19 protein-coding genes are annotated in these 22,740 nt (G+C 50.2%); 17 read left to right on the forward strand and 2 right to left on the reverse strand.

Annotated elements, in window-relative coordinates; translation table 11 throughout:
- Positions 1 to 226: 226 nt before the first annotated feature.
- The 17 genes from carA to PHH49_03445 all read left to right on the forward strand — a co-directional run bounded on the left by carA (position 227) and on the right by PHH49_03445 (position 20,581).
- Positions 227 to 1,324: a glutamine-hydrolyzing carbamoyl-phosphate synthase small subunit gene (gene carA / locus PHH49_03365; GenBank protein MDD5487987.1), complete on the forward strand. Its 1,098-nt coding sequence runs from the start codon at positions 227 to 229 to the stop codon at positions 1,322 to 1,324.
- Entirely contained in the window at positions 1,317 to 4,571 is a 3,255-nt protein-coding gene (gene carB, locus PHH49_03370; protein ID MDD5487988.1) for a carbamoyl-phosphate synthase large subunit, read from the forward strand. Before carA ends, carB begins: the two co-directional genes overlap by 8 nt.
- The gene (gene purF / locus PHH49_03375; protein MDD5487989.1) at positions 4,564 to 5,967 is read left to right on the forward strand and encodes an amidophosphoribosyltransferase; all 1,404 of its coding nucleotides are present in this window, start codon (positions 4,564 to 4,566) and stop codon (positions 5,965 to 5,967) included. Before carB ends, purF begins: the two co-directional genes overlap by 8 nt.
- Before the next feature lie 36 nt (positions 5,968 to 6,003).
- Positions 6,004 to 7,623 (forward strand): CTP synthase, encoded by a 1,620-nt coding sequence (locus PHH49_03380; GenBank protein ID MDD5487990.1) that lies wholly within the window; start codon positions 6,004 to 6,006, stop codon positions 7,621 to 7,623.
- Between the two features lie 122 nt (positions 7,624 to 7,745).
- Positions 7,746 to 7,925 (forward strand): type II toxin-antitoxin system PrlF family antitoxin, encoded by a 180-nt coding sequence (locus PHH49_03385; protein MDD5487991.1) that lies wholly within the window; start codon positions 7,746 to 7,748, stop codon positions 7,923 to 7,925.
- On the forward strand, positions 7,915 to 8,094 hold the full coding sequence (locus PHH49_03390) for a hypothetical protein (GenBank protein MDD5487992.1): 180 nt from the start codon (positions 7,915 to 7,917) through the stop codon (positions 8,092 to 8,094). The genes PHH49_03385 and PHH49_03390 overlap by 11 nt, the downstream gene beginning before the upstream one ends.
- A gap of 20 nt (positions 8,095 to 8,114) precedes the next feature.
- Positions 8,115 to 8,267 (forward strand): hypothetical protein, encoded by a 153-nt coding sequence (locus PHH49_03395; GenBank protein ID MDD5487993.1) that lies wholly within the window; start codon positions 8,115 to 8,117, stop codon positions 8,265 to 8,267.
- A gap of 182 nt (positions 8,268 to 8,449) precedes the next feature.
- The gene (locus PHH49_03400; GenBank protein MDD5487994.1) at positions 8,450 to 9,664 is read left to right on the forward strand and encodes an isocitrate/isopropylmalate family dehydrogenase; all 1,215 of its coding nucleotides are present in this window, start codon (positions 8,450 to 8,452) and stop codon (positions 9,662 to 9,664) included.
- The gene (gene guaA, locus PHH49_03405) at positions 9,661 to 11,238 is read left to right on the forward strand and encodes a glutamine-hydrolyzing GMP synthase (GenBank protein MDD5487995.1); all 1,578 of its coding nucleotides are present in this window, start codon (positions 9,661 to 9,663) and stop codon (positions 11,236 to 11,238) included. The genes PHH49_03400 and guaA overlap by 4 nt, the downstream gene beginning before the upstream one ends.
- A gap of 17 nt (positions 11,239 to 11,255) precedes the next feature.
- Entirely contained in the window at positions 11,256 to 14,135 is a 2,880-nt protein-coding gene (gene purL, locus PHH49_03410) for a phosphoribosylformylglycinamidine synthase subunit PurL (GenBank protein MDD5487996.1), read from the forward strand.
- Entirely contained in the window at positions 14,122 to 14,922 is an 801-nt protein-coding gene (gene purQ / locus PHH49_03415; protein ID MDD5487997.1) for a phosphoribosylformylglycinamidine synthase I, read from the forward strand. The genes purL and purQ overlap by 14 nt, the downstream gene beginning before the upstream one ends.
- 4 nt (positions 14,923 to 14,926) lie before the next feature.
- A complete protein-coding gene (locus PHH49_03420) occupies positions 14,927 to 15,604 on the forward strand; it encodes a TIGR00730 family Rossman fold protein (protein ID MDD5487998.1) in 678 nt (225 codons plus the stop codon).
- Positions 15,582 to 15,992, forward strand: a complete 411-nt coding sequence (locus PHH49_03425) for a PilZ domain-containing protein (GenBank protein ID MDD5487999.1) — start codon at positions 15,582 to 15,584, stop codon at positions 15,990 to 15,992. The genes PHH49_03420 and PHH49_03425 overlap by 23 nt, the downstream gene beginning before the upstream one ends.
- Before the next feature lie 10 nt (positions 15,993 to 16,002).
- The gene (locus PHH49_03430; protein ID MDD5488000.1) at positions 16,003 to 16,212 is read left to right on the forward strand and encodes a hypothetical protein; all 210 of its coding nucleotides are present in this window, start codon (positions 16,003 to 16,005) and stop codon (positions 16,210 to 16,212) included.
- 342 nt (positions 16,213 to 16,554) lie between these two features.
- A complete protein-coding gene (locus PHH49_03435) occupies positions 16,555 to 18,132 on the forward strand; it encodes a diguanylate cyclase (protein ID MDD5488001.1) in 1,578 nt (525 codons plus the stop codon).
- Between the two features lie 69 nt (positions 18,133 to 18,201).
- Entirely contained in the window at positions 18,202 to 19,482 is a 1,281-nt protein-coding gene (locus PHH49_03440) for a malate dehydrogenase (GenBank protein MDD5488002.1), read from the forward strand.
- A gap of 91 nt (positions 19,483 to 19,573) precedes the next feature.
- Positions 19,574 to 20,581 carry an HD domain-containing protein gene (locus tag PHH49_03445; GenBank protein MDD5488003.1) on the forward strand — a complete coding sequence of 336 codons (1,008 nt, stop codon included), beginning with the start codon at positions 19,574 to 19,576 and terminating at the stop codon, positions 20,579 to 20,581.
- A gap of 68 nt (positions 20,582 to 20,649) precedes the next feature.
- Here PHH49_03445 and PHH49_03450 read toward each other — a convergent pair whose 3' ends face one another.
- Together PHH49_03450 and recN are read right to left on the reverse strand one after the other, a co-directional pair.
- Complete coding sequence (locus PHH49_03450; protein ID MDD5488004.1) at positions 20,650 to 20,853, reverse strand: cold shock domain-containing protein; 204 nt, start codon at positions 20,851 to 20,853, stop codon at positions 20,650 to 20,652.
- 184 nt (positions 20,854 to 21,037) lie between these two features.
- A complete protein-coding gene (recN, locus tag PHH49_03455; protein ID MDD5488005.1) occupies positions 21,038 to 22,705 on the reverse strand; it encodes a DNA repair protein RecN in 1,668 nt (555 codons plus the stop codon).
- Positions 22,706 to 22,740 lie beyond the last annotated feature (35 nt).

Consider the following 22,740-nt stretch of genomic DNA (forward strand, 5'->3'; position numbering starts at 1 on the left):
TGATTCAAAAGGTAGTTTACACAATCAAAAGGGACCTGACAAGTTGAGCGACGTTATTAATAAGGTCTTGAGCCGAGGGATTAGACCGCGTTGTAAAAATAAAAGTTGAAATACTTTGATTAACCGCTATAATAAGACTTGTTCTTACTCTTAAAAGTCCGCACAACGATGTGCCGGAGACCGGACAACGCCGTCTGTATAACTCAATCAAAAAAAAGGTGTACTTGTGAAGTGTGTAATAGCATTTGAAGATGGAACTGTGTTCAGAGGCCGGGCTTTTGGAGCGGCCGGGAAGACCGTTTTTGGCGAGTTGGTCTTTAATACCAGTATTTCCGGATACCAGGAAATAATCACTGACCCGTCATATAAAGGTCAGATCGTTACGATGACGTATCCTCTTATCGGTAACTATGGCGTTAATCGTGAGGATGCGGAGTCGGATCGCCCGCAAGTCGAAGGCCTCATTATCAAAGAGCTGTGCGAAGTCCCCAGTAATTTCAGGTCGGAAGGATCACTTGACGTTTATCTTAAAAGACACGGAGTCATAGGTGTTTCCGGTGTCGATACCAGGGCCATAACAAGGCATTTGCGTATCCGTGGGGCAATGAAAGGCGCTATATCGACGGAATTCCCAGATGATATTGAAGGCCTGGTCGAGCGTGTAAAAGACTCCCCTGGTTTGATCGGCCGGGACCTTGTAAAAGAAGTAACATGCGACAGGTCCATTGTATGGTCTGGCAAGGGAGATATCAAGATAGCTGTTTTGGACTGCGGGGTCAAATACAATATATTAAGGCATTTCGAGGCTCGTGGTTGCGCGGTCACGCGTTTCCCGGCGGATACTTCGGCTGAGACCATATTGGCGTCAGATCCGGACGGTATTTTTCTCTCTAACGGGCCGGGGGACCCGGAAGGAGCCCCTTATGTCTTTGGGACGGTAAAGGAACTCCTGGGTAAAAAACCTATCTTCGGTATATGTCTGGGGCACCAGATGCTCGGGTTGGCTTTGGGAGGTAAGACGTATAAGCTCAAATTCGGTCATAGGGGGGGGAATCATCCGGTCAAGGACCTTAGGACCGGGAAAGTGGATATAACCGCGCAGAACCATGGTTTCTGCGTAGACTTTGATTCGGTTAAGGATAAAGGGGTGGAGATCACCCATATCAACCTGAACGACAATACCGTGGAAGGGATGGAGTCGAAGGAAATGGACTTTTTCAGCATACAGTGCCATCCTGAAGCCGGTCCCGGCCCGAATGATTCCACATATCTATTTGACAGGTTCGTTGACCACATAAGGAAAGAGAAATCGATCAATGCCTAAAAGGGAAGACATAAAAAGTATACTGATCATCGGGTCCGGACCGATCATAATCGGCCAGGCCTGTGAATTCGATTATTCCGGCGCGCAGGCCTGTAAAGCATTGAGGGAAGAGGGATATAAGGTAATACTCGTGAATTCCAATCCCGCTACTATCATGACGGACCCTGAAATGGCGGACAGGACATATGTCGAGCCGATCACCCCGGAGATGGTGGAGAAGATCATAGAAAAGGAGAGGCCGGACGCGCTCCTTCCTACGCTTGGCGGGCAGACGGGACTTAATACGGCTATGAAGCTCTACGAGAGCGGGGTATTGGAGAAGTACGGCGTTAAAATGATCGGAGCCGATTCTAAGGCGATAAAGAAAGCCGAGGACCGGGAAGAATTCAAGGTGGCAATGCAGCGTATCGGGCTGGATCTTCCCAGGAGTGGGCTTGCCTATACCTTGGAAGAGGCCAAGCACATCGCGAAAGAGATAGGTTTCCCTGTTATCATAAGACCCAGTTTTACTCTGGGGGGGACCGGTGGCGGCATAGTCTCGGACTGGGATGAATTCGAGGATACAGCGGCGCGTGGGCTCAGGAACAGCATGATAAGCGAGGTTCTGATAGAAGAATCCATAACCGGATGGAAGGAATATGAGCTTGAGGTAATGCGCGATAGGAAGGACAATGTCGTTATCGTATGCTCTATAGAGAACCTTGACCCCATGGGCGTACATACGGGGGACAGCATAACCGTGGCGCCGCAACAGACCCTGACAGATAAAGAATACCAGAAAATGAGGGATGCATCTATCGCCATAATGCGTGAGATAGGCGTGGAAACAGGAGGGTCTAACGTGCAGTTCGCGGTGAACCCGGATACAGGGCGAATGGTGGTCATAGAAATGAACCCAAGAGTCTCGCGCAGTTCCGCGCTGGCCAGTAAAGCCACAGGTTTTCCGATCGCTAAATTCGCCGCGAAACTGGCCGTAGGGTATACCCTCGATGAGATATCGAACGATATTACGAAGGAAACCCCGGCTTCGTTCGAGCCGACCATAGATTATTGTGTCGTGAAAATACCACGTTTTACCTTCGAAAAATTCGCGGCGGCCGATCCTACGCTGGGCATACAGATGAAATCCGTAGGAGAGACAATGGCTATCGGGCGGACTTTCAAGGAAGCCCTTCAGAAAGGTCTCAGGGGTCTGGAAACCGGGAAATCCGGGCTTGAATACCACAAGAGATCGGATATGTTGACCGGGGAAGAACTCGACAAAAAACTTATCAAACCCAATGCGGAGAGGCTTTATTACATTAAAGAAGCCTTGCGTAGGGGTTATTCCGTGGAAAAGATATTCGGATTCACTTCTATAGATCGCTGGTTCCTGCGTAACATCGAACAGATATTCGTCATGGAGAATAACTTCAGGGCTGAGTTCGGCGGGAAGGGGACAAAAGTCCTTTCAGAGCATCCTGAGGGGGCGGATATCCTCAAAATGATGAAACAATGCGGTTTCAGTGATAAACAGTTGTCTGACATGCTGGGGTGCCGGGAGACAGAGTTCCGTGAACTCAGGAAGAAGGCGGGAGTTGTGGCCACGTATAAGCTGGTCGATACCTGCGCGGCCGAGTTCGAGGCATATACCCCTTATTACTATTCCACATATGAGGACGAGTGTGAGGTAAAACGGTCCGACAGGAAAAAGATCATGATCCTTGGCGGAGGACCCAACAGGATCGGACAAGGCATAGAGTTCGATTACTGCTGTTGCCACGCGTCGTTCGCCCTGAAAGAAATGGGATTCGAGACCATCATGGTCAATTCCAATCCCGAGACGGTCAGCACCGATTATGATACTTCCGACAAGTTGTATTTTGAGCCGTTGACATTCGAGGATGTAATGAATATCGTCGATAAGGAAAGGCCGGATGGTGTTATAGTGCAATTCGGGGGGCAGACGCCGCTTAACCTGGCTGAACGGTTGGGTGATGCCGGCATGCCGATAATAGGCACTACGGTAGATTCCATAGCGCTTGCCGAGGACAGGGAACAGTTCAAAGCGCTTTTGGACAAGCTGGGGCTGAAACAGCCAGCTAATGACACGGCCACTTCATATGAGGAGGCGCTAGCCAAGGCGCAGACGATCGGTTATCCAGTAGTAGTGCGTCCTTCATATGTGCTGGGCGGCCGGGCCATGAGAATAGTCTACGACAAGGACGCGTTAAAGGATTTTATGGAGGAAGCGGTCGACGTTTCCCCGGGACACCCCATACTTCTGGACAAGTTCCTTCAGAACGCCATAGAGGTCGACGTTGACGCGGTTTCGGACGGTAAAGATACGATAGTAGCCGGGATAATGGAGCATATCGAGGAAGCCGGCATACATTCGGGTGATTCCGCGTGTGTGCTGCCGCCGCATACCATTACGGACAGTGTTCTTGACGATATAAAGGTCCAGACAAGGCAGCTTGCGCAAGCTCTTGAAATAAAAGGACTTATGAATATACAGTACGCGGTGCAGGGGAACGATATCTTCATACTGGAAGTAAATCCGCGCGCGTCAAGGACCGTGCCGTTCGTTTCTAAGGCCACGGGAGTACCGCTGGCCAAGGTCGCATCCAAGATAATGGCGGGGGCCTTTCTCAAGGACCTGAACGTTCCTGACCCGATGCAAGGGTTGAATTACACCAGCGTCAAGGAATCAGTTCTCCCTTTTACGCGTTTTTCCGGGGTAGATATACTTCTGGGGCCGGAGATGATGTCTACCGGAGAGGTGATGGGTATCTCCGAGACATTTGGCGCCGCTTTCGTCAAGGCGCAGGTCGGGGCGGGGCAGATACTCCCGACAAAGGGGAAGGTCTTCATCTCTGTCCAGGACGCGGACAAGCGCAATATCGTGTTCCCCGCGAAAAAACTTTTTGATATGGGTTTCCATATTGTGGCCACCGGTGGGACAGCTAAAATACTGAAGAACAACAACATCAAGGTGGAAGTGGTAAAAAAGATACATGAAGGAACGCCTAACGTGATGGACCTGATCCGTAACGGAGAGATAGCCCTTCTTATAAACACTTCTTACGGCAAGAACCCACATAAGGATGGCAGGGCAATAAGGAGCGCCGCGGTCATGCGGGGCATACCGTGTATAACGACACTTTCCGGCGCGCAAGCGTCAGTTAATGGCATTGAGTCCATGTTGAGGACAGAGATGACCGTGAAGCCTCTTCAGGACTATTATGGAGCGAATGTACATGGATAAGAAAGAATATTGCGGTATTTTCGGTATATACAAACACCCGCTGGCGGTGGATCTTACTTATCTCGGGCTATATTCTTTGCAGCACCGGGGAGAAGAGTCCTGCGGGATAGCGGTGTCAGACGGCAAGAACCTGAAACAGCTTGCCGGTATGGGGCTGGTCTCGGATGTCTTCAGCGAAAAATCGCTGCACGGGTTAAGGGGGACCAACGCCATAGGACATGTGCGATATTCGACCACGGGGTCAAGCATACTGCGTAACGCGCAGCCTTTCATGATCAATCATAACAGGCACAGTGTTTCTATAGCGCATAATGGGAACCTTACCAACGCGGTCAAGCTGAGGCGCGCGCTTGAAAAAGAAGGCGCTATTTTCCAGACCACGATGGACTCGGAGATAGTCCTTCATCTTCTTGTGAGGTCGAAAAAAGATACTTTTGAGGAAAGGCTCGCCGACGCGCTTAAGAAGTGTGACGGCGCGTTCTCCATGTTATTCCTCACGAAGGATAAAATGGTGGGGGTGCGCGACCCCCATGGGTTCCGGCCTTTATGTCTCGGCATAAAGAACGGCAGTTATGTAATGGCCAGTGAAACATGTTCTCTGGACCTTATAGACGCAAAATTCGTAAGGGAAGTGGAGCCGGGCGAGGTGATCTCGATATCGCATGACGGGATGAGCTCCATAAAGCCGTTCGATGCCATGAAACGATCTTCCTGTATATTCGAGTTCATATATTTCGCCAGGCCGGACAGCCATATTTTCGGTGATTGTGTGCATAATGTGCGAAAGAGGCTGGGACGCAAGCTGGCGGAAGAGCATCCTGTGGACGCGGATATCGTTATGGCCATACCGGATTCCGGGAATGAGGCAGCCCTGGGTTATTCGGAGAGAAGCGGGATACCCTTTGAGTTCGGGATAATAAGGAACCATTATATCGGACGCACGTTCATTCAGCCTTCACAGGAAATGAGGAAGCACGGGGTAAAAATAAAATTGAACCCGATAAAGGACGCCTTGAAGGGCAAAAGAGTGATCGTTGTGGAGGATTCCATCGTCAGGGGTACTACCACGGGCGGAAGGATACGTGCCATCAGGGAGGCCGGCGTCAAAGAGATACATATGAGGATAAGCTGTCCGCCTATCAGGTTCCCATGTTTTTATGGCATAGATTTTCCCAGTTCCAGGGAGCTTATCGCGAACCAGCTTCCATCCATAGATGAGATAGGGCGCTCCATCGGAGTGGACAGCCTGAAATATATAAGCCTTGATGGCATGCTCGAAGCGGTCGCGGGGGATAAGGACGGTTTCTGTACCGCTTGTTTTAGCGGTGATTATCCTACAAAGATGGGCAAACGTCCGGCGAAATCGGCGTTCGAGAAAAAGGCCGCGGCGGCCTGAACGGTGCCGGGTATCATTTCAACATAACGGAGAGACATGGCTAAATACATTTTTGTTACAGGTGGTGTTGTTTCAAGTTTGGGTAAAGGTATCGCGGCGGCTTCCATGGGCAAGCTTATGGAATGGAACGGTTATAAGGTCGCGATGATAAAGTGCGACCCGTATATCAATGTGGACCCGGGGACCATGAACCCCTACCAGCATGGAGAGGTATATGTGACCGATGATGGCGCCGAAACTGACCTGGACCTGGGGCATTATTACAGGTTCACGCGTTCACCGCTTACACGCGCGAGCAATGTGACCACCGGTAAGGTCTACCAGAAGGTCATAAACAAGGAGCGCCGGGGCGATTTCCTCGGAGGCACCGTACAGGTCATACCTCACATAACCAACGAGATCAAGAACGAGATCCGCGAAGTTGAGCGCCGGCATGACATTGATATCGTGATAGTGGAGATAGGCGGTACGGTAGGGGATATAGAAAGCCTTCCTTTCCTTGAGTCCATAAGGCAGATGAAAAATGAAATGGGTTGGGGCAACGCGGTAAATGTCCATCTCACGCTTATACCATATATCAAGGCCGCGGGTGAACTTAAGACAAAACCCACACAACATTCGGTCGGGAAACTGCGTGAGATAGGTATACAGGCGGATATACTTATGGTCCGCACGGAAAAACCCGTTTCCAGGGAGTCCCGCAAGAAAATATCACTGTTCTGCAATGTGGAAGAGAATTGTGTCGTAGAGGCAAGGGACGTGGCGGACATATACGAGATACCGCTTATGTTCCGTGATAACGGGTTGGATGGGATATTGCTTAAGCGCTTGAAATTAAGGCCAAAGAAAAAAGGTCCCGAGATCGCAAAGTGGGAAAAGGTGGTACAGATAAGAAAGACGGCCGCGAAAGAAGTGAATATAGGCATAATCGGGAAGTATATCGCGCTTCAGGACGCGTATAAATCCATAGACGAGGCCCTCCAACACGGCGCCATAAAAAGTCGTGTTAAGCTGAACATCATAAAGATCGAATCCGATGACCTCGAGAAAAAGACGATGAAGGAACTCGACGATGTCTTCAAGGGAATAGATGGCATACTCGTCCCGGGAGGGTTCGGGGTCCGGGGCATTGAGGGGAAACTGTCGGCCGCGCGATATGCCCGGGAAAAGAACATCCCTTACTTCGGCATATGTTTAGGGATGCAGATAGCCGTTATCGAGTTCGCCCGTAACGTTTGTTCCCTCAAAGGGGCGAATTCCACGGAATTCGTTCCCGGCACAAAGCATCCGGTGATATCCCTGCTTTCGGAGCAGAAGCATGTCAAGGATATGGGGGGTACCATGCGTCTTGGGCATTACAAGTGCGACTTGAAAAAAGGATCTCTTGCCGGCAAGACATATGGCGCTCCGTTCATAATGGAAAGACATAGGCATCGATATGAGTTCAACAGCAAATATAGGAACATGTTCGAGAAAAAAGGCATGGTTTTCAGCGGGTTATACCGTAAGGGTGGTCTCGTCGAGATAATCGAGCTGGAAGAACACCCCTGGTTCCTGGCTGTCCAGTTCCATCCGGAATTCCGCTCCAAGCCGGATGTGCCACATCCGGTATTCGCCTCATTCGTCGCCGCGGCCGCGAACCGCCGTTCGGTGTAGGTATACTTTCAGAAGTCATAGATCCGTCGGGATATCTATTCTTAATGGGTAAATGCGCGGAATTTTTTTCTTTTCTTGACAAGTAAAAATACTTGCTATATACTTGTAGCGAGGTGGTGGATATGCGTAGAAAAAACAGATTTGATTTTTATGCCACGGTATCTGACCGTGGGCAAATATTCATTCCAAAGGCGTTGCAGAGGTATTTCGGCATAACTTCGAGGGACAAGGTAGCCTTTACCGTGACGGATGACGGCAAGGTAGTGTTCAATAAAAAAAGGGGAGGGGACAATGAACAATAAAAAATACCAGCATCGCTGCGAGTTCGGCCGTGAGGATAAGTACTTCAAGCGTAACCGTAAAAGGCGGGATACGATACATGAAAGGGTCTTCAGCAAGAGCCTGCATGACATTTATAACCGTTACTACAAGGAACAGGTAGCGGCTCTTTACCGATCGCTTGAACAGTAACGCCTACTTACGGAGGAAGAATGCTGTACAGAACGGTTATTGAAATTATTTGTGATGCCGCCAATGAAGATGAAGCCTGCCATACCGCCGGTGAATACCTGCGCGGGAATGAGGAGTTCGGCATTGAGATGCGGTTCAAGGCTGTGCCGATCTTAGGACTCCAGAGACCATAAGATCATAATAGCGAGGAAAGTCCGAATTTCTGGTCGGACCTTCAAAAACACACTTTCTTGTTAAAAACTTTGCAAAACAAGCCTTGGGATATCCGTTTTTGATGATTGAATTTTCATCCCTATCATAATATAATAGGAGCTTAATATATGCCTGGGTGAAAAGTAAGGAGGAGAAGATAGTAATGGATTTACAGAAAAAGCTGGATATCGCAAAGGAACGTTTTGGTGTATTGTTGGAAGAACAGCTTGCACGTGTGGAGGAAATGAAAAAGAACGCGGGCTGGGTAGAATACAAAGAGCTTAAACCCATTTTGATAGGTGTGTGCTGGGGTGACGGGATAGGGAGGATCATCTCAAAACACGCCCAGAGAGTGCTTGAACATATGCTTGAGGAAGATTGCCGGAAAGGCAACATAGAGTTCAGGCAGATAGAAGGTCTTACTATAGAGAATCGGGCGGAGTGCCGTAAAGCCATACCCGACGATGTCCTGGCCGAGATCAAGAGCTGTCATGTGATATTGAAGGGGCCTACCACCACGCCGCAGGCCGGGGATGAATGGCCGAATATTGAAAGCGCGAACGTGGCCATGAGGAGAGAGCTAGACCTGTTCGCTAACGTGAGACCGGTCAAAATACCCGCGGAAGGTGTGGACTGGTGTTTCTTCCGAGAGAACACGGAAGGGGCTTATGTTCTGGGGTCCAGGGGGATAGATGTGACGGATGACCTAAGTGTCGATTTCAAGGTCATCACGGAGCAGGGGGCTGAAAGGATAATAAGGCTGGCGTTCGAGTATGCCAGGAAGAATGGGCTAAAAAGGGTGACCGCGGTGACAAAAGCAAATGTGGTCAAGGCCACGGACGGCCGATTCTCCCGCATGGCGAAGAAGGTCGGGGAAGAATATGAACAATACGGGATCACGCAGGACGAATGGTATATTGATATCATGACCGCAAAACTCCTGGATCCCGCGCGGAGACGGGATTTCCAGGTAATTGTGCTGCCCAACCTATACGGTGATATCCTTACCGATGAGGCGGCCCAGCTTCAGGGCGGGGTCGGCACGGCCGGCAGCGCGAATATAGGTAAGAGATGGGCGATGTTCGAGGCGATACATGGCAGCGCTCCCAGGATGGTCAAGGAAGGACGTGATATTTACGCGGACCCCTCTTCCATGATCAGGGCTAGCGCTATGCTGCTTCGGCATATCGGATATCCCGTTAAGGCGGACAGGCTCGATATGGCTTTGGAAATATGTGGCCAGTTCGAGAAGAAGGTCGTATTGACAGGTAGGGATACCGGGGCTACAGGTGAAGAATTGACATCCTATATACTCGATTGGGTAGGGAGGTCGGACCTTGAGGAAAAATGGAAAGGTTACGCGGGAGTGGCAAAATGACGCGGATGATATCAAAAGCCGGAGCTCTGGCGGCAAAGCGTGACGGGATACTCGTAATAGATTTCGGGTCACAGTATGTACAGCTCATAGCAAGACGTATACGCGAGAACAAAGTGCATTCAGTCGTAGATTCCCCGGATATCACGATAGAAAAAATAAAGAGGCTTAATCCCTGCGGGATAATACTTTCCGGGGGGCCGTCCAGTGTGTATGACCGCAAAGCCCCTACTTTTCACAGGGCTATGCTCGAGCTCGGCATTCCGGTGCTCGGCATATGTTATGGCATGCAGATCGTCGGTAAAAGGCTCGGCGGGAAGATAAAGAAGAGCGGCAAACGCGAATATGGACGTACCCTTGTCAAATTCAAGACCTCTAACAGCCTTTTCTCGGGTCTTTCGGGTGAAAGTGTTACCTGGATGAGCCACATGGATAAGGTGGTTAAACTGCCGGAAGGTTTTCGTGCCATCGCGTCAAGCGAGAACACGACATGCGCGGCTTTTTGCGACCCGGCGAAGAAAATATACGGCGTCCAATTCCATCCCGAGGTCATACATACGGCCGAAGGGGAAAAGGTCCTCAGGAATTTCCTTTTCAAGGTATGCGGGTGTAAGCGTAACTGGACCATGCGCTCCTTTATCGAACGCAAGATAAGCGAGATAAGCGAGCAGGTCGGGAACAAGCATGTGGTGCTTGGCCTTTCGGGAGGAGTGGATTCAACGGTAAGCGCTGTGCTTCTCCATCGCGCGATAGGGAACCGGTTGCATTGCATATTCGTCGATAACGGCCTCTTGAGAAAAGATGAGGCTGAACGTGTGGAAAAACTTTTCAAAAAGAACATCAAACTGGACCTGCGTGTGGTCAAGGCCGAAAAACGTTTTCTTGATGAGCTTAGAGGGGTAACGGACCCGGAAAAGAAGCGTAAGATAATCGGCAGGGTATTCGTTGAGGTGTTCGAAGAGAGCGCGGGCAAGATAAAGAACGCAGAGTTCCTGGCGCAGGGCACATTGTACCCGGATATAATAGAATCCCGATCCTTCTTCGGCGGCCCCAGCAAAACAATAAAATCCCATCATAATGTTGGCGGGCTTCCGGAAAAAATGGGGCTTAAACTGGTAGAGCCGCTCAGGGAGCTTTTTAAGGACGAGGTCCGTAAGGTCGGGGACGAGCTCGGTATACCGAAAGAGGTAACGGCCAGGCAGCCGTTCCCGGGTCCAGGTCTCGCCGTAAGAATAGTGGGAGAGATCACCAAGGATCGCTTGAACACGCTTAAAGAAGCGGACTGGATCATCATCGATATTGCTAAGAAAGCCGGGATATACGATAAGACATGGCAGATCTTCGGGGTTTTTCTGCCTGTCAAAAGCGTGGGGGTGATGGGTGACGGGCGTACCTATGAGAACGCGATAGCCATACGCGCGGTGACCAGCGTGGATGGTATGACCGCGGATTGGGCCAGGATCCCTTATGGTGTTCTCGCGGAAATGTCGAACCGTATCATAAATCAGGTCGAGGGCATAAATCGTGTAGTTTTTGACATAAGTTCAAAACCGCCCAGTACCATAGAATGGGAATAACAGCATAAAGGCAGGACATGGAACACGCGCGAATAGAGGTGCGGGACAAAGAGGGCATTTATGACGCCGTAGCCGAGGGCCTCAAGACCGAGATAAACGACATCGGCATCAAGGGCGTCAAGGACGTGGAATATATCCAGGTCTATACGCTTGCAGGGGACTTCTCTGCCGGGGAGCTCAGGAAAATAGCGCTTGATATCCTGACCGATAAGATCTCCCAGGAGTGTGATTTCACCGGAGGGTATGTTCCTCGCGGGGGGAAGCACCATATAGTTGAGATAGCGTATAACCCCGGGGTAATGGACCCTGTGGAAGAGAGCGCGATGAAATCGATAAGGGACATCGGCGTTGCCGGGATCACGTCTGTGAGGACTTCCAAGAAATATATCATATCCGGCACGGTTTCGCCGCGTAATGTCAGAACGATCACGGAAAGTCTTCTCTACAACAAGATAATACAACATGTCGTGACAGAAAAAGAACGCGAGAAGGATATAAAGCCCTATGAGTTCAGTGAAGTAACGGTCGACATGCTGGGGCTTGACGATAAGGGACTCCTTGAACTGTCGCGTGAAGGGCAACTTTATCTCAATCTTCTGGAGATGCGGGCCATACAGGAACATTTTCGCCGGATCGGACGTAACCCGACCGATTGTGAACTGGAGACCATCGCGCAGACATGGAGCGAACATTGCAAGCATAAGACCATGATGGGCAGCATTCGCTATAACGGCAAGATGATAAAGAACCTTCTCAAGGATACTGTGATGAGGGTGACCCGCGAACTGGACAGATCCTGGTGCGTGTCCGTTTTCAAGGATAACGCGGGGATAATACGGTTCGACGGGAAGAACGATATATGTTTCAAGGTCGAGACGCATAACCATCCCTCGGCCCTTGAGCCTTATGGTGGCTCGGAGACCGGTATCGGCGGGGTGTTGCGTGATCCCATGGGCACCGGGCGGGGGGCCAAGCCGATAATAAACACGGATGTCTTCTGCTTCGGGATGCCGGACATGAAAAGGAGTTCGGTCCCTAAAGGAGCTTTGCATCCCAAAAGAGTGATGAAAGGCGTCGTAAGCGGGGTGCGTGATTACGGCAATAAGATGGGCATTCCGACCGTGAACGGGGCTGTTTGTTATGACGCGAGGTATACGGGGAATCCGCTAGTGTTCTGCGGGAACGTAGGTATACTGCCCCATAAGTTCTCGACAAAAAAAGTTTCGACCGGCGACCTTATAGTTGTAGTTGGCGGGAAGACCGGACGGGATGGTATACACGGAGCCACTTTCTCTTCCGCCGAACTCACGTCGGAGTCAGAGACCATTTCCTCTACAGCTGTACAGATCGGGAATCCCATAACCGAAAAAAAGGTGCTGGATACCCTTATCAAGGCCAGGGATATGGGACTTTATGAGGCGATAACCGATTGTGGTGCCGGTGGTTTTTCCAGTGCCGTTGGCGAAATGGGGGAAGAGACCGGGGCAGAGGTGCACCTGGACAAGGCGCCGTTGAAGTATAAGGGGCTTAAACCCTGGGAAATATGGGTTTCGGAGGCCCAGGAAAGAATGGTGCTGGCCGTACGTCCGCGAAAACTCAAGGCGTTGATGAAGGTCTTCGAGAGTGAGGATGTCGAGGCCACCGTTATAGGGCGGTTCACCGATACCAAGAAGCTTAAGTTGTGTTACAGGGGGCATACGGTCGCGGATATTGATATGTCGTTCATACATGACGGCATTCCGCGCCTTATAAGGAATGCGGTATGGAAACCTCGCAAGGCCGCTCCTGCCAGTGCCAGCCCTGAGAAAAAGGACTATACAAGGGACTTGGTCAAAATACTCTCGAGTTGGAACGTGTGTAGTAAAGAATGGGTGATCAGGCAGTATGACCATGAGGTGCAAGGAGGTAGTGTCCTGAAACCTCTTGTTGGCAGGAACAACGATGGCCCTTCGGACGCGTCGGTCACGAAGCCTCTTTTCGACAGTAACAAGGGCATAGCTCTTTCCAACGGCATAAACCCCCTGTATGGCGATATAGATCCATATTGGATGGCCGCAAGCGCCATTGATGAGTCCATGCGTCAGCTGGTATCGGTAGGTTGTGACCCGTCCAGGATAGCTCTACTGGATAATTTCTGTTGGGGCAATACGGACAATCCCGAACAGTTGGGGGCGCTGGTAAGGGCTTCAAAGGCCTGTTATGACATGGCCAGCGTTTTCGGAACGCCGTTCATTTCCGGCAAGGATAGCCTTAATAATGAGTTCAATACGGGCAAAGGCAGGGTGGCCATACCATATACTCTTCTCATATCGGCCATAGGGGTCGTGAACGATGTCAGGAAGACCATTTCCATGGATGTAAAGGAACCTGGTAACGACCTATATATCGTAGGTAAGACGTTCAACGAGATGGGCGGATCCCATTTCCATTTAGTGAATCGCAGAAAAGGCGGGGATGTCCCCAGGGTGGAGCCGAAAAGGGCCATGAAGGCTATGGAACGCCTGTACACCGCGATAACCGATGGACTGGTGGTCTCGTGCCATGATTGCTCTGAGGGCGGCATGGCCGTGGCTCTTTCCGAAATGCTTTTCGCTGGCGCGTATGGCGCGGACGTTTCTTTGTCAGGGATGCCGAGAGGGAGTGGAGCGGGCAGGGACGATGTGTTGCTTTTCTCTGAATCCAACTCGCGGTTTATTGTCGAAGTGCCGTCCGGGCGCGGGAAAGAGTTCGAACATCTTATGAAGGATGCGCCTGTTGGCTTCCTTGGGACCACTCGGGCGGACGATAGATTGACCATTAAAGGGCTTGGCGGCAGGTCCGTCGTCAAGTCCGGGCTGGATCCTCTGAGGTCGGCATGGAAAGGACCGTTGAAAAGGTTGATGCATGAAAAAAATTAAGACCATTATTTTGCGTACCGCCGGGACTAATTGTGACAATGAGACCGTTCACGCGTTCAGATCCGCTGGAGGGGATGTGGAATCCATCCACATAAACGCGTTGACGAAAGACCGGAAATATCTTGAGAAAGCCTCCATATTAGCTATCCCGGGCGGGTTCACTTACGGTGATGATGTGGGCAGCGGGAAGATACTCGCGAACGAGTTGAAGTCCAGGTTGAATTCCGAACTACAGAGGTTCATATCAGACGGGAAACTTATTATAGGCATATGTAACGGGTTCCAGGTGCTTGTGAAAATGGGGCTTTTGCCGGCGGTAAGGCCGCATTCCGGGTTCGATGTGCAGGCTACGCTCTGCCTGAACGATTCCGGGAAGTTTTTCGACAAATGGGTCTATCTGAGAACCGCCCGCGAAACCCGATGTGTCTGGACTAAGGATATGCCGGATGTGGTAAATTTGCCAATCGCGCATGCAGAAGGTAAATTTATACCGAAGAACGATAGTGTCCTGCAAAAATTAAAAAAGAACGGCCAGGTCGTTTTCAGGTATACGGATGTGACGGGGGCCCTTGCGGGGTATCCTCATAACCCTAACGGGTCCGTTGACGATATCGCGGGAGTATGTGACCCGACGGGGCGTATACTAGGCATGATGCCTCATCCGGAGCGACATATGACGTATCTCCAGCATCCTAACTGGAGGAGAAAGGACGTGGATCGTAAAGGGCTTGGGATTGGCGCTGAAATATTCCGTAATGGGGTCGAGTTCGCGAAAAAATATCTTTAAACGTATGCAGGAGGATAGATTGAAAAAGGTCAATATCGGACAAGATCTGATGAATGACGACCCGTGGCGCGTGTTTCGCATCATGAGCGAATTCGTCGACGGGTTCGAGACGTTGAAGAGCATAGACAAAGCTGTAAGTATATTCGGTTCAGCGAGGACCATGCCGGACAGCCCATACTATCAACTTGCGGAAGATACGGCCAGGGAGGCGGTAAAGAAAGGGTACGCGGTCATTACCGGCGGCGGTGGAGGGATAATGGAGGCCGGGAACAAGGGGGCTAAGTCCTCTAAGGGTCTTTCTGTGGGGCTTAATATCACGTTGCCCAGCGAGCAGAAGGCGAATAAGTTCATAACATTGCCGCTGGAATTCCGTTATTTTTTCGTGCGGAAATTGATGTTCGCCAAATATACACGGGCTTTTATCGTATTTCCCGGCGGTTTCGGTACACTTGATGAGTTCTTCGAAGTGGTCACGTTGATACAGACGAAGAAGATAGATCCTATACCGGTAGTATTGGCGGGGAGTGACCACTGGAAAGGTTTGATGAAGTGGGTCAAAGATGTGCTTCTCCCGGGTGACATGATCGAGGCGGGAGATATGGACATATACAAGCTGATAGATCAGCCAAAAGAAATTATTGAATATGTTGATGAATTCTATGAAAGAAGGGGAGGGCTTTGATATGCAGGCCGATTTTGAGGAAAAACGTGATTTTTTCAGGGTCGATCATGACGCACCTCTTAATTTCAAGGTGGTGAAGGGCGATAGCTTTTCTCATAAATCCGATATTTACGCCCGGAACGTGAGCGCGAGCGGATTGTTGTTCCGTACGGAAAAGGAATCTTCCGTGCCGGCGTTGTCCAGTATCGTGTGGATAGAGCTGGATCCCAAGATCATGAACATATGCCATGAGATAGAGGACGATCTGGTCACCCACAATAACGGCGTATTCGGCCGTGTCGTGCGGATCGCTGAAGGGGAACCCAATAAATCGTATGATATCGGCATATGTTTCCTGCGGAAGAAGGACATATCGGAGCAGGACATGGCGATACTTTGTGAAACATAAAAGCGGGTGAATGATGGAAACACTCAAGAGTTTTCTTATAGGGCTTATCGTCCTGTTTTTCGCGGCGGTGATATTTGTCGTCGTGTTCCTTACCTGGCCGATCTTGATAGGTATAAGTTCGCTGATACTGTCGGTATTCGCCGCGGTCTTATTCCTGGTGCTTTTGTTCTACATAGTCGTTCTTATCGGCCATCTTGTCAGGCGTATCACAAGGAAATGACCATAATGAGCTATACTGAAGCATTAAGGGACGGGGAGCTTCGTTTTGAGGCGGTGTGTGCCAATTGCGGCGAATGCTGTGGCGCGTCCGATGACCCCTGCACCAATCTCACGCGAACCGTGAACGGGAAATATACATGCCGGGCATATCTGGACCGATTGGGTCCGCAAAAGACCGTTTCCGGCAAAGTGTTCACGTGTGTTCCAATACGCGAACACATCCGGACGGATACTTTAAGGCCTAATTGCGCCTATCGAGCCTACGTTAAGTCAATAAATAGTTGAATTTTCCAAAAAACGTAATATAATGATGGTGCGGTCGGTGCATTCGTAAGGAGGCGATTTGTCGGCACATAACCCGTACATCCTTAATATACTCACGCCTGAAGTGATAGACAGGACATCACTTCTTGTGATAGGATTCGACGTGGATGGAAGGTTGCTGTACTGGAACGAAAGAGCCAGGGAAGTGACCGGTCATTCCAAGGCCGATATCCTGAAGGCGGGTATGCCATTGTTGTTCCGCTGCCTGATACCTTCGGGGAGCTTGAAGAGTATCAAGCCCACTGCCGAATCCCAGAGCATCCAACTTAAAGAAAAAGAGATCTCTATTCGCAATAGGTCGGGGGAGATACGTCATCTGCGCCTGGATCTTTATCTTGTTCGCTCCACGAGGGCTAAAGGGCGTGTGGCTGTGATACTAACTGCCGTTGATATTACCTATGCTTATCTTTTACAGAACAGCCTGAGGTCCAAGAACCACTATATACAGACCACTACGAACCGTCTTAAACGTTATCTTTCCCTGGACCCGCATACCGGGCTTTTGAATTACAGACATTTTATACATAAGTTGAGCCATTTGTTCTATGTGGGGTTCGAGAACAACGAACCGCTTTCGTTGCTGATGATAAACATAGACTACTTCAGTTCCATAAACAGTACATATGGGGTCGCGCGAGGGAACCAGATACTCAAAAAAATAGCCGAGCTTATAAAGGCGAACGTCCCGGCCGGGTTTTCCGTAGGGCGTTTTGGAGGCACGGAATTCGGAGTTCTTATGCCGGCAACCGACATAAAGAGCGCGTTCGCCATAGCGGGCAAGCTTTTCACCAAGATGACGGACCTTAATTTCAGCGACAAAAAACATGATGTTACGTTGAACTTGTCCTTGAACATGGCTATCGGGGGGCATCCTCACTGTGCTGGTGCCGGAAGCCCGGAACAGTTGTTGGGGATCGTTATGGATAAGCTCAATGACGCTAAACGGACCGGAGCTAACTCAATATTGATATGCTCACCGAACCGGGCGGTGGAACATAAAACGGATGCGATGGAGGAGTTCCAGTCCGACAATGGCGATTATAAGTATACGTTGGAATTCGTCCATGCCCTGGCGAATACCGTAAAGACCAAGGATCTGTATACACAGGAACATTCCATGTCCATGTCCGGCTATGCGGCATCTATCGCGGATTTCATGGGGTTGAACCAGGCAGAAATACAGAGGATACGTTTTGGTTCGATACTTCACGATATCGGCAAGATAGGCATAGATCGCATGATATTGCTCAAACCCACAGCGCTTACCCGGGGGGAATTCGAGACGATAAAACAGCACCCCAGGATTGGCGCGGAAATAATCAGGAACGTCCGTCCGTTAAAGAACGTCGTACCCTATGTTCTGTATCATCATGAGAGGTATAATGGCAGCGGTTACCTGGAAGGATTGAGGGGCGATGAAATACCTCTTGGTGCCAGGATAATAAGCCTTGCGGATGTGTTCCAGGCTTTAATATCAAACCGTCCGTATAGGAAGCCATTGCCGGAAGAAGAGGCGATAGGGCTTATTAAGACGTATTCCGGAAAATATTTCGATCCTAAGGTCGTGAAAGCCTTTCTTGAGGTCCACCGCGCCTGAAAAAACTTGACCCCCGGCTATCGAACACATAGAATAAACCCTTCTGGAAAATAAAGAAAGGCAGAAAATATGTCAAAAAACACCATAACGATGACAGACAAGGATGTGCTGGAATATCACAAGGGCGGTAAGGTGGCGCTGGCGATCACAAAGCCGCTAGCCGGCCAGCGTGATCTCAGCATGGCTTATACCCCGGGAGTGTCTATTGCCTGCAAGGCCATAGAAGCAACTCCGGCTTTGGCTTATGACCTTACTGCCAAGAACAATACGGTGGCGGTCGTAACGGACGGTACCGCGGTGCTTGGGCTGGGGAATATCGGGCCTGTTCCTTCTATCCCGGTAATGGAAGGAAAAGCCGTACTTTTTAAATCGTTCGCTGACGTCGACGCGTGGCCTGTGCCGGTGACCGGTGTGGCCGGGCAGGATGGGAAGACCGATGTAACCCGCTTTGTCGAGATAGTAAAGAGCATAGCGTGCATGTATGGGGGGATAAACCTTGAAGATATAGCCGCGCCACAATGTTTCGAGATAGAAAGGGAGCTTGAAGAGGCGCTTGACATACCGGTATTCCACGATGACCAGTGGGGGACCGCCATAATAACGCTTGCCGCCCTAAAGAACTATTGCATACTTACGGGTAAGGATGTATCGGACCTAAGGGTGGTAATAAACGGCGCCGGTGCGGCGGGGCTTCGTATCGCCGACATGATAAAGACTGACGGGGTTAAGCACTGCCTGATCTGTGACCGCAAGGGGGTATTGACGTCATCCAGGGATGATATAAACAAACATAAGAAGGTACACGCGGTTGATACCGGTAAGACCTCTCTTGAGGATGCCATGAAGGGCGCGGATGTGTTCATTGGCGTGTCCGCGGCCGATTGTGTTACCGGCGGGATGGTGAGTTCAATGTCGGAATATCCCGCGATATTCGCCATGGCCAATCCCGTTCCGGAAATACTTCCCGAAAAGGTAAAAGAAAGCATGAAGGGCAGGGAGTATATAATGGCGACAGGAAGATCGGATTATCCCAACCAGGTCAACAATGTGTTGGGGTTCCCGTTCATTTTCCGTGGCGCTCTTGATGTCCGGGCCAGTCGCATAACTATGAACATGAAGATCGCCGCCGCTGAAGCGCTTGCGGCATTGGCGCGCGAAAAAGACATTCCCCAGGCTGTCAAAAAGGCCTATGGAAGGGAATTTACTTTTGGACCGGATTATTTGATACCAACCCCGTTCGATCCGCGTATAATGGCGTGGGAATCCAGGGCAGTCGCGGAAGCCGCTATAAATGATGGAGTTGCGCGAATAAAAAAGGCCCCCGAATACGCGCTGTGCTCCGTCAGTTAAAGGGACGTAAAAACTTCAAGGTGACTAAATACGTCTCCTTTGACTTGCTCTCAAAGATAGGCTATACTATTAGTAATAAGAAGGGTGTAGCATGAATCCGCATACGATCACAGACATAAAGGTCCTTGTTGTCGAGGATGACCCCACGAGTGCTAAACTTTTGCAGAGTATGCTGAGTAAATCCGTCCTTGGAATAGCCGAGATAGTAGTAACTACCACTTTGAAGGAATCCATAGAATATATCTCACGTAATATCGACACGGATATCGTCCTTTTGGACCTTAACCTGCCGGACAGTACGGGACTCGATTCAGTAAGTGACCTTAATGACGAACACCCCGATGTGGCGATCGTTGTCATCACGGGTGCTTATGCCGAGTCCCTGGGGCTTGACGCTATTTCGAACGGGGCACAGGATTACCTGATCAAGGGTAAATATGATATGGGCATGCTCAACAAATCCATTCTTTACGCGATCGAGCGTAAGAAGGGCGAGAACGAACGCAAAAAAAGTCTGGAAGAACTGCAGCGCGTGATGGAAGGGACCATATTGGCAATGGCCACTACCGTGGAAATGAGGGACCCATATACCGCCGGCCATGAGCAGAGGGTAAGCCAGTTGGCCACGGCGATAGCGGGAGATCTCGGGTTGTCGGAGAAACAGGTGAACGGCATAAAAATGGCGGCTATCATACATGATATAGGCAAGATACATATACCGGCTGAGATACTGAGTAAACCGGGAAAAATAAGCAAGATAGAGTTCGACCTGATAAAGACACATGCTCAGGTCGGGTATGATATCCTCAAGAACATCGATTTCCCTTGGCCGATCGCGCAGATAGTACTGCAGCATCACGAGAGGATAGACGGATCGGGATATCCCAATGGGTTGAAAGGGGATGATATACTCCTGGAGTCGCGGATAATGGCGGTCGCCGATGTGGTCGAAGCCATGGCGTCCCATCGTCCTTACCGACCGGCCTGTGGTCTGGATAAGGCTCTTGAAGAGATATCTAATTCCAGGGGTATTCTTTACGACCCGAACGCGGTAGACGCGTGCATACGTCTTTTCAGGGAGAGGGGATTTTCCTTCTGAACACGATGATACTAGGGAATTAAAAAACCCGGCAAGAACGATCTGCCGGGTTTTTAATGTCTGCAAGTTCAGGCCTTGACCACGTCTGTCGCTTCTTTGCCTTTCTGGCCGTCCTTGATCCCGAATTCCACCTTATCGCCTTCGTGGAGGGTCCTGAACCCCTCTGATATGATCGAGCTGTAATGCACAAAAATATCCTTGTCTGAGTTTTCGGGGGAGATGAACCCGTACCCTTTGGCCGCGTTGAACCATTTCACTACGCCTTTTGCCATTCTATTCCTCCTTTCGAGAGATCCGTTATCCCCGGGCAAAAAAAGGCAAGGCTAACAAGTAGCCTTGCCTTGGATAATTTTACAGTTTTGATCGGAAATGAGTATACACCTTCGTAACTCTCTTTATGCTGGTATTTTACCTTTAACCGGCATATTTGCAAGGATTATTCCCGTGTAAGGGCCGTCAGGCCGGCAGGGCTTTTAGAAGCATCTCATGAGCGTGTTTTTTCGCGATATCGGATTCTTTTTCCCCACTCATCATTTTAGCGAGTTCGGATATGCGCTCGTCCCCGGATATGCGGGTTACCGTAGTAATGGTCCGGCCGTTCTTCACGGATTTCGAAACTCGGAAATGGATGTTACCGAACGCCGCGATCTGTGGAAGGTGTGTGATGACGATAGCCTGCCTGCCGCAAGCCAGTTCTTTCAACTTTGTCCCGGTTATGGTACCTAAGCGTCCGCCTATCTGAGCGTCGATCTCGTCGAATATAAGTACCGGTACCGGATCTACCTTCTGGAGCGCTTTCTTCAGGGCGAGCATGACCCTTGCGGCTTCCCCGGAGGATACTATCTGTGCCAGGGGTTTCATTTCCTCGCCCAGGTTAGGGCTGATAAAAAAAGTGACTTTGTCGTGCCCGGTCGCGTTAAGGCCCGTTATCTCGATCCTGCACTCGAAGCGGACGTTCTTGATGCCGAGTTCTATTAGTTCTTTTTCGATGTCGGCTTTTAATGCCTTTGCGCCTATCTTTCGTTTATCATGTATCTTTTCGGCTTTTTCCCGCAGTAAAGACTCGGCTTTTTTTATGCGTGAATCCAGACTGGAGGTGTTGTGCTCAATATCAACAAGTGAATTAAAGCGTTCGCGGCATTTTTTAAGGTGTTCCGCGGCGTCCTCAATGGAAGGGCCGTATTTGCGAAGGATATCGGTATATATGTCGCTTCTAGCGTTCACTTCTTCGGTCTCAGCCCGACTGAAGGATATGTTCTCTACGTAATCCTGCAAGTCCCGTATCATGCTTGAAAGGTCGGATTGTACCCGCTCAAGCGTTTCCAGCATTGGGGAGACCGACGGGTCCGCTTCCTTCAATGTCCTGAGGTGGGTAAAGGCCCCGGATATCTTGATCTCCGCTCCATGGTCCTCGTCAGACAATGAGTTCAGCACTGTTCCGGCGGCATCGATTATTTTTTCAGCGTTATTGGCCCGGGCACTGTCGGTTTTGACCGATCCCAGGGCATCCGCGGACAATGGGACCTGTTCGAGTTCCTTTATCTGATAGCCAAGGGATTCCATGTCCCTGTCCCGGGAGGACGCCAGTTCCTTAAGCTCCTCCATCTGGCTGCATAGTTGCTTATAAAGGGCGAAATCTGACGCGTATTGTTCTATCAGATCGGCAGTATTGGCCATATGGTCGATGAACTGTACATGCGTGTTTTCGGAAAAGAGAGATTGATGATCGTGGGGGCCGTGCATGTCGACCAGGAGGTCTCCCAATTCCTTTATGAGTCCGGTCGTGACAAGGCGGGCATTGATGCGGTTCCTGTTGTTTCCGTCGCTGGAGTATGTGCGGGAGATTATCAGGTCCCCATCATCTTCCGAGAGTAGTTCCTGCGCGTCGGGAACCTTTTCCAGGAGGGAAGGAGGGATCTTGAAAAGAGCCTCGACTATGCAGGGCTTGTTCTTGTCCCTCAAGTGGGTTGTGTTGAACCGAGCCCCTAACGCGAACCTGAGTGCGTCTATGAGTATGGATTTGCCCGCACCGGTCTCTCCGGTGAAGACGATGAGCCCTTCATCGAATTCGATCGAGATATCATCGATAAGGCCGAAGTTTTTGATGTTGAGGCATTTGAGCATAATTGTTGTCTTACAGCAAAGTTTACAATATATAA

Source organism: Candidatus Omnitrophota bacterium (assembly GCA_028715965.1).
In the GTDB taxonomy this organism is placed as follows: domain Bacteria; phylum Omnitrophota; class Gorgyraeia; order Tantalellales; family Tantalellaceae; genus JAQUQS01.

What these genes read in the sequence shown, in the direction of transcription:
- PHH49_03445 (MDD5488003.1), top strand. Translation starts at nt 19,574, where the DNA reads ATGAATCCGCATACGATCACAGACATAAAGGTCCTTGTTGTCGAGGAT.
- purQ (MDD5487997.1), top strand. Translation starts at nt 14,122, where the DNA reads ATGAAAAAAATTAAGACCATTATTTTGCGTACCGCCGGGACTAATTGT.
- carB (MDD5487988.1), top strand. Translation starts at nt 1,317, where the DNA reads ATGCCTAAAAGGGAAGACATAAAAAGTATACTGATCATCGGGTCCGGA.
- PHH49_03440 (MDD5488002.1), top strand. Translation starts at nt 18,202, where the DNA reads ATGTCAAAAAACACCATAACGATGACAGACAAGGATGTGCTGGAATAT.
- recN (MDD5488005.1), bottom strand. Translation starts at nt 22,705, where the DNA reads ATGCTCAAATGCCTCAACATCAAAAACTTCGGCCTTATCGATGATATC.
- PHH49_03400 (MDD5487994.1), top strand. Translation starts at nt 8,450, where the DNA reads ATGGATTTACAGAAAAAGCTGGATATCGCAAAGGAACGTTTTGGTGTA.
- purF (MDD5487989.1), top strand. Translation starts at nt 4,564, where the DNA reads ATGGATAAGAAAGAATATTGCGGTATTTTCGGTATATACAAACACCCG.
- PHH49_03425 (MDD5487999.1), top strand. Translation starts at nt 15,582, where the DNA reads ATGAAAGAAGGGGAGGGCTTTGATATGCAGGCCGATTTTGAGGAAAAA.
- purL (MDD5487996.1), top strand. Translation starts at nt 11,256, where the DNA reads ATGGAACACGCGCGAATAGAGGTGCGGGACAAAGAGGGCATTTATGAC.
- PHH49_03395 (MDD5487993.1), top strand. Translation starts at nt 8,115, where the DNA reads ATGCTGTACAGAACGGTTATTGAAATTATTTGTGATGCCGCCAATGAA.
- PHH49_03385 (MDD5487991.1), top strand. Translation starts at nt 7,746, where the DNA reads ATGCGTAGAAAAAACAGATTTGATTTTTATGCCACGGTATCTGACCGT.
- PHH49_03380 (MDD5487990.1), top strand. Translation starts at nt 6,004, where the DNA reads ATGGCTAAATACATTTTTGTTACAGGTGGTGTTGTTTCAAGTTTGGGT.
- PHH49_03420 (MDD5487998.1), top strand. Translation starts at nt 14,927, where the DNA reads ATGCAGGAGGATAGATTGAAAAAGGTCAATATCGGACAAGATCTGATG.
- PHH49_03450 (MDD5488004.1), bottom strand. Translation starts at nt 20,853, where the DNA reads ATGGCAAAAGGCGTAGTGAAATGGTTCAACGCGGCCAAAGGGTACGGG.
- guaA (MDD5487995.1), top strand. Translation starts at nt 9,661, where the DNA reads ATGACGCGGATGATATCAAAAGCCGGAGCTCTGGCGGCAAAGCGTGAC.
- PHH49_03430 (MDD5488000.1), top strand. Translation starts at nt 16,003, where the DNA reads ATGATGGAAACACTCAAGAGTTTTCTTATAGGGCTTATCGTCCTGTTT.
- PHH49_03390 (MDD5487992.1), top strand. Translation starts at nt 7,915, where the DNA reads ATGAACAATAAAAAATACCAGCATCGCTGCGAGTTCGGCCGTGAGGAT.